This is a genomic window from uncultured Chryseobacterium sp. (genome assembly GCF_936933875.1).
Lineage (GTDB): Bacteria > Bacteroidota > Bacteroidia > Flavobacteriales > Weeksellaceae > CAKZIK01.
The window spans coordinates 24,423-32,257 of sequence record NZ_CAKZIK010000057.1; the positions used below are offsets into that span (position 1 = coordinate 24,423).

The following is a 7,835-nucleotide window of genomic DNA, read 5'->3' on the forward strand; positions in this document are numbered from 1 at the left end:
CAATTAACCTTAATTTTTACAAATGATATATAAAATTATACAGTTTAGTGTAAAGAATAAGCTCATCATTGGGCTCATGACTTTCGCACTAATCATTTGGGGCGTGTATAGCGCTACTAAGCTTCCCCTAGATGCTGTGCCAGATATCACCAATAATCAGGTTCAGATCATTACCAGTACACCCACATTAGCCGCACAGGAAACAGAACAGTTGGTAACATATCCAATTGAACAGAGCCTCGCCAACATTCCCGGAATTACCGAAATGAGGTCAATTTCAAGATTTGGCTTGTCCGTAGTGACGGTCGTTTTCGACGAAAGCGTGGATATTTACTTTGCACGCCAACTCATCACTGAAAAACTGAAAGAGGCCGAAGAAAATATTCCACAAGGTATCGGCAGCCCCGAAATGTCCCCGGTTTCTACTGGCTTGGGAGAAATCTATCAGTATGTTATTCACCCTAAAAAAGGTTCCGAGAACAAATACTCCGCTACGGATCTGCGTACCATGCAGGATTGGGTCGTGGCAAGGCAACTTTACGGGACACCCGGAGTAGCTGAAATTAACAGTTTCGGCGGGAAACTTAAGCAGTATGAAGTCGCGATTAATCCCTATAGGCTTAAAGCAATGAATGTTACCATTGCAGATATTTTTGCTGCACTCCAGAAAAATAACGAAAATACCGGCGGCGCTTATATCGATAAAAAACCTAATGCCTATTTTATTCGCGGTATCGGTCTGATCTCTTCATTAGAGGATATTTCCAACACCGTAATAAAAACAGTCAACGGTATCCCTGTACTTATCAAAGATGTCGCGGAGGCACGTATAGGCAGTGCCATTAGATATGGTGCCTTAACTTATAACGGCGATAAAGAGGCTGTCGGGGGTATTGTAATGATGCTCAAAGGTGAAAATTCCGCGGAAGTAGTGAGTCGGGTTAAGGAAAAAATGCTCACCATTCAAAAATCCCTTCCAGCGGATATTATCGTAGAACCTTTCGTGGACCGGACTAACTTAATAGACCGGGCGATCCGTACCGTAGAAACAAATTTGGTGGAAGGCGCTCTTATTGTCATCCTTGTGCTCGTTCTGTTTCTGGGTAATTTTCGAGCAGGGCTTATTGTGGCTTCTGCCATTCCACTATCTCTCCTTTTTGCCTTAGGTATGATGAATGTTTTTGGAGTCAGTGCAAACTTGATGAGTTTGGGAGCTATTGATTTCGGGCTTATTGTAGATGGCGCAGTAATCATTGTGGAGGCGACCCTTCACTTTCTCGCGGTCCACCACAAATCCCAAAAACTGTCGCAGCACACAATGGACCGGGCTGTGGAAGCCAGTGCAAAAAAGATGATGAGTTCTGCAGCATTTGGCCAGATCATTATACTTATTGTCTACCTACCCATTCTGTCACTTCAGGGAATTGAAGGTAAAATGTTCCGTCCTATGGCAGAGACCGTATCATTTGCCATTGTCGGAGCACTGATCCTCTCTCTTACTTATATACCCATGATGTCCGCATTGTTTTTATCTAAAAATATCAGTGCCAAAAAGACCTTTGCCGATAAAATGATGGCTAAGATCCATAATTTTTACGTTCCGTTGTTGCAGAAGGCTATTGCATTTAAATATGCAGTAGTTGCCGCGGCCATAGCGCTGCTTACGGTGTCGCTTCTGCTGTTCTCTCGCATGGGCGGCGAATTTATACCCCAACTTCAGGAAGGTGATTTTGCCGTACATTGTATTCTGCCACAGGGCACCTCCCTTTCACAAAGTATAGAAACTTCTATGCAGGCAAGCCGTATTTTGAAATCATTTCCCGAAGTCAACACCGTGGTAGGTAAAACCGGAAGCGCGGAGGTTCCAACAGACCCTATGCCGCCCGAAGCAACCGATCTTATTGTCACGCTAAAACCTAAAAAAGATTGGAAAGACAGCGACAAATCTTACGAAGAGTTAAGTGCCGAAATGATGGAAAAACTGGAAATGATACCTGGCGTGTTTTTTGAAGTCTCCCAACCCATACAGATGCGTTTTAACGAATTAATGACCGGTGTCCGCCAGGATGTAGCGGTCAAAATATTTGGAGAGAATATCGACACCCTTGCGAAACTGGCACCGGAAGTTGCCAAAATAGTACAGACAGTAGAGGGTGCAACCGAACCACAAATTGAGCAGACCGTTGGTTTACCTCAAATAACCATTACTTACGACAGGGCCAGAATGGCCTCTTACGGGCTGAATATTGAGGACATAAACCATACAGTGAGCACGGCTTTTGCGGGCGAAACCGCCGGAGTAGTATTCGAAGACGAAAGGAAGTTTAATTTGGTCGCACGGCTCGACAGTGTGAGCAGAAGTTCTATTGACGACGTGAGTAACCTCTTTATTCCGGCTGAGAACGGTGTGCAGATTCCGCTCTCTCAGATAGCAAAAGTGGAATTTAAAGAAGGACCGGCGCAAATCAGCCGTGAAGATGGAAAGCGCAGGATCGTCGTTGGCTTTAATGTAAAGGATAGGGATGTAGAAAGTGTAGTCACCGAAATCCAGAAAAAACTGAATGACGCAAACATCTTGCCCGCCGGCTATTACTATACATATGGAGGAACATTCGAAAACCTGAAACAGGCCTCTTCACGACTGCAAATAGCGGTTCCTGTAGCATTAGCCCTTATCTTTCTTTTGCTTTACTTCACCTTCCGCAACTTCAAAGACAGCATTCTTATCTTCACCGCAATACCAATGAGTGCTATTGGCGGTGTGTTTGCGTTGCTCATAAGAGATATGCCATTCAGTATTTCTGCAGGAGTGGGCTTCATTGCGTTATTTGGTGTGGCCGTCCTGAACGGTATCGTCTTGGTGAGTACTTTCAAAGACCTACAGAAATCCGGTGTAAATAATGTAATACGAAGGGTCATAGAAGGAACCAGTATCAGGCTTCGTCCTGTATTGATGACGGCAGCCGTAGCATCATTTGGATTTTTCCCGATGGCTTTTTCTACCGGGAGCGGTGCCGAAGTGCAAAGACCGCTTGCAACAGTAGTTATCGGCGGTTTGGTAACAGCAACCTTCCTTACCTTATTTGTCTTACCCCTACTATATATCATATTTAATTCTAAGAATCAAATCAAAAACAAATTGAGAAATAGTAAAAACACGTCGTTTGTAGCGCTGGTAATTTTACTGTGCTCTTCCGCAGGTGCACTTACTGCTCAGGAAAGAATTTCACCAAATGACGCGGTGAAAATAGCGCTGGAAAATAATCTGCAGTACTCGGTAAACAGTGCCCAGGTAAATAAAGCTTTACTGGAAACTAAAACTGCACGTGAAATTCCCAAAACCGGCATCTTTGTAGAAAATGAGGATATGAGGCCTAGTGATCCCGACGGCGATTTTAAAATTGGAATCCAGCAATCCGTCCAGTGGCCGGGATTATATAAGGCGAAAAGAAAGTATTTTGAGGAGCAGTTGAAATTTCACCAGCTGAATAAAAGCATGTTGGACGCAGTGATAAAAAGGGAAGTAAATACTGCTTTTTATCAGTTGTGGTACCTTCAGGATGTTGGTAAGCTCTACCAAAAACTTGATGAGTATTATACGTCCATGTACAAAGCAGCTAATCTTCGTTTCAAAACCGGCGAAGCTGCAGGACTAGAAAACATTGCTGCCGAAGCACGGATGAAAGAGCTCCAGGCTCAGCGACAGCAAAACGAACAGAATATTTCGGCACAGCAGCAACAACTCAGTCTGTTTCTTAATAGTCAGGTGCTATACTTGCCGGAAGACACAAACTTGCAGAAATTGGATTTGGAAGATTTACCATCAGACAGTTTTCATCCCTCATTGGCTCTGCAGCAGCAGAATATAGAAATAGCAAGGGCGAATATAGAGGTTCAGAAAATGCAGAACAAACCTGACTTTTCGGGAAGAATATTTTCCCAGAGATTATACGGAATGAAGGATCCCATAACAGGCTTTTCAGTAGCTGTAGAATTTCCCATTTTTGGAAAGACTGCTTACAAAGCCAAATTGCAGTCTGCAGAAGCCGAGGTCGAAATTCAACAATCTCAGCTGCGCTATCAGGAAAATCAGTTCGCGGCACAAACCCGCTCCAGCTATACTGAAATTCTGAAAGCTGCTGAAATGCTTAAATATTATGAAAGTATAGGTTTGAAACAGGCAGACCAAATTTTCGATGCGGCAATGCTGAGTTACAAAGCTGGGGAAATAGGGTTTTCTGAAATGCACCAGTTTTTCACCCAAGCTATAGACATTAGAAAAAACTATTTGATTGCACTGAACGAATACAACATGGCAGTAATACAATATAACTACTATATTAAAAATTAAGGATCCAAAAGAGAATATAACATGAAAAAATATATCACCCTAATTTTTGCGGTCTCTGTCTTGTTGACAGGATGCAAAAAAGAATCAGAAGTCACTGAAACCAAAGAAGCAACTGCAGTAGAGAAGCCCGATGAGCACGAAGATCCTAATGTGGCACATTTCACCGAAGAACAGATAAAAACTGTAGGCATCCAGATGGGCAGTATCGAAAGTAAGGAGCTTTCCAATACCATCAAGGTGAGCGGTATGCTAACCGTGCCGAATCAGAATAAGGCATTTGTCACGCCCTCATACAGCGGTATAGTACGCTCCCTGTACGTACAGCCTGGAAGCTATGTATCAAAGGGAAAAGTTATAGCAACCATTTCAAACCCCGATTTAATTGTGATGCAGCAGCAGCTTCAGCAGGTTAATGTTCAGATCCGGATGGCAGAGTTGGAGGTAACGCGTGCCCAGCAGCTTTATAAAGGAAATGCCGCACCGTTAAAGAAATTTCAGCAGGCACAGACAGATCTTGCAACATTACGAAGCCAGCGCTCCGGACTGCAGAAACAGCTGGGCAGCATCGGTGCAGCTCAGGGTTACAGTTCGTCCCTTGCGGTGCGCGCGCCCATCAGCGGAACGGTAAGTAAAGTGATTGCGCAAATCGGGAGTAATGTAGACATGGCTTCGCCAATTGCCGAAATTGTAAGCAACTCAGCCCTGCATTTAGATATCTATGTATATGAAAAAGACTTGGGTAAAGTACAGCCAGGACAATCCATTCATTTTACACTTACCAACAGTCCAGGTAAAGAGTATGATGCAAAAATAACTTCAATAGGTACAGCCTTTGAAGGAGAAAGCAAAACTGTTCCTGTTCACGCACAAGTCGTCGGTGACCGATCAGGTCTTATTGATGGCATGAATGTTATCGCAGTCATAAGTCTTGATAAGCAAACTACTGCATCCGTTCCTACTGAAGCTATAGTTAATGATAAGGGACAGGATTTTATCTTTATAATGCAGTCCGATCATGATAAAGAAGAAAATAACGAAAAAGTATCAACTTCAACAAACGGAAATAACAAAAAAACAATTGTGGAAAAGGAAGTAGGTTTTGAAAAAATTCCTGTTGCTAAAGGGGTTACTGATTTAGGCTACACACAAATTACACCTTTAAAACCAATTCCTGCCGATGCTAAAATAGTAACTAAAAATGCCTTCTTCATTTTAGCTAAATTAAATAACAAAGGAGAAGAAGGGCACGGCCATTAAAAAATCCATAATCAAAATTACTCAAACTCATCATTTAAAATAAAACTTATGGCAAATAATAAATTACATACACATACTTTCGACGAAAATGGTCGTCAGTTGTGTTGTACAGAAGAAGAAAAAATCAATTTGGTTGCAGACCAAAGATTGAAAAAAGAGTTAGGCGACAAAGCATGCTGTGCTGTAGATGCAAAAGTAAATCCATCAAAAATGAAGAATTCAGAAAAGGTCGGTCATAAACCGGGCGGGAAACATACCGATGACGACGGCCACGATCATTCTGCACAGGGAAAGTCTACCTTTCAGCTTTTTCTTCCGACAATGATCTCATTCGTGATCCTAATGGCAGGCTTGGCAATGGATCATCTGATTCCTCAATTTTGGTTTAAAGATTGGGTGCGTATTATTTGGTACGCCGCAGCCTATCTGCCGGTAGGTGTGCCGGTTCTGACAGATGCGTTTGAAAGTATCAGGAAGGGGGATGTGTTTTCGGAGTTTTTCTTAATGTCTATCGCGACAATAGGTGCCTTTGCAATTGGTGAATATCCTGAAGGGGTAGCTGTAATGCTCTTCTATTCAGTAGGCGAAGTTTTCCAGACTTTAGCCGTTCAGCGCGCAAAAGGAAACATAGCAAAACTTCTCGATCAGCGTCCCGATGAAGTGACCATCTTGGTGGATAACCGCCCACAAACGGTAAAAGCGGCGGAAGTTGCACTGGATTCGGTTATTCAGTTGAAACCGGGAGAAAAACTGGCCCTGGATGGAATTTTGATTTCAGACAGCGCTTCGTTCAATACCTCGGCACTCACCGGCGAAAGTAAACCTGACACAAAGCAAACAGGAGATACCGTCCTTGCTGGTATGATCAACCTGAATACCGTTGCACAGGTGAGAGTAAATACACCTTATGCAGATTCAAAACTTTCCAAGATTCTAGAACTGGTACAAAACGCGACAGCACAGAAGGCACCCACAGAATTATTCATCAGGAAATTTGCCCGCATCTATACCCCAATCGTGGTATTTCTCGCTGTGACAATCTGTCTGTTACCCTATTTGTTTGTGGATGAATATATTTTCCGGGACTGGTTATACCGCGCTCTGATATTTCTGGTAATATCCTGTCCATGTGCATTAGTAATTAGTATTCCACTAGGATACTTTGGTGGCATTGGTGCCGCAAGCAGAAATGGAATTTTATTTAAGGGCAGTAACTTTCTGGATGCGTTGGCAGAGGTCAAAAATGTGGTTATGGATAAGACCGGAACCATGACTGAGGGCGTCTTTAAAGTACAGACCGTCAATCTAAAGCAGGAATTTGACCGGGATTTAATTCTAAAATTAGTGAATGTAATCGAAAATTCATCAACCCATCCGGTTGCAACTGCCATTCACGATCATCTCGGTGAACCCGACCATACTATAATTCTCGACAATGTAGAAGAAATAGCGGGACATGGCCTGAAGGGATCGTATCAGGGAAAAGAGTTGCTCGTAGGAAACTTTAAACTGATGGATAAATTCAATATCCAATATGATGTAAATCCAAACGATATTGTAGAAACATTGATTGCCATTGCTTATGAAGGCAAATTTGCGGGATACCTTACCATTGCGGATAGCATCAAAGAAGACGCTGCCGAAACTGTACAGAAACTTCAAAGTTTAGGAGTAAAAGTTACCATGTTGAGCGGTGATAAAGCAACGGTAGTCAAAGCTGTCGCAGGAAAACTGGGCATACCTAATGCTTTTGGCGATTTATTGCCGGAAGATAAAGTGAATAAAGTCAAAGAAATAAAAGCACGGAATGAAACGGTTGCATTTGTTGGCGACGGTGTCAACGATGCTCCGGTTGTAGCTTTAAGTGATATCGGCATAGCGATGGGAGGCCTTGGGAGTGATGCCACTATTGAAACCGCTGATGTGGTAATTCAGGACGACAAACCTTCCAAGATCCCGATGGCCATTAATATTGGTAAGCAGACCAAAAAAATTGTATGGCAGAATATTGCATTGGCTTTTGGAGTAAAAGCCATTTTTCTCGTTTTAGGAGCGGGCGGTTTAGCCACAATGTGGGAAGCGGTATTCGCCGATGTGGGTGTAGCTCTTCTTGCCATATTAAATGCAGTAAGAATTCAGAAAATGAAATTTTAAACAAAGCGGGCTTCGGTCTAGTCATGGTCGGAAGAAATTCCGGCCATTTTTTATGACTAAGTTTTGAATACCT

General features: G+C 42.8%; 3 protein-coding genes. All 3 read left to right on the plus strand.

Annotated features, from left to right (window positions below):
- Window positions 1–22: 22 nt before the first annotated feature.
- From Q0252_RS08320 to Q0252_RS08330, 3 genes are read left to right on the plus strand one after another with little or no spacing between them, the layout of a single operon-like run.
- Window positions 23–4,351: a CusA/CzcA family heavy metal efflux RND transporter gene (locus Q0252_RS08320; RefSeq protein ID WP_297985274.1), complete on the plus strand. Its 4,329-nt coding sequence runs from the start codon at window positions 23–25 to the stop codon at window positions 4,349–4,351.
- 21 nt (window positions 4,352–4,372) lie between these two features.
- Entirely contained in the window at window positions 4,373–5,608 is a 1,236-nt protein-coding gene (locus tag Q0252_RS08325; protein ID WP_297985275.1) for an efflux RND transporter periplasmic adaptor subunit, read from the plus strand.
- A 48-nt stretch (window positions 5,609–5,656) separates the two neighbouring features.
- Window positions 5,657–7,762 (plus strand): heavy metal translocating P-type ATPase, encoded by a 2,106-nt coding sequence (locus tag Q0252_RS08330; RefSeq protein ID WP_297985277.1) that lies wholly within the window; start codon window positions 5,657–5,659, stop codon window positions 7,760–7,762.
- The last annotated feature ends 73 nt before the right edge of the window (window positions 7,763–7,835 follow it).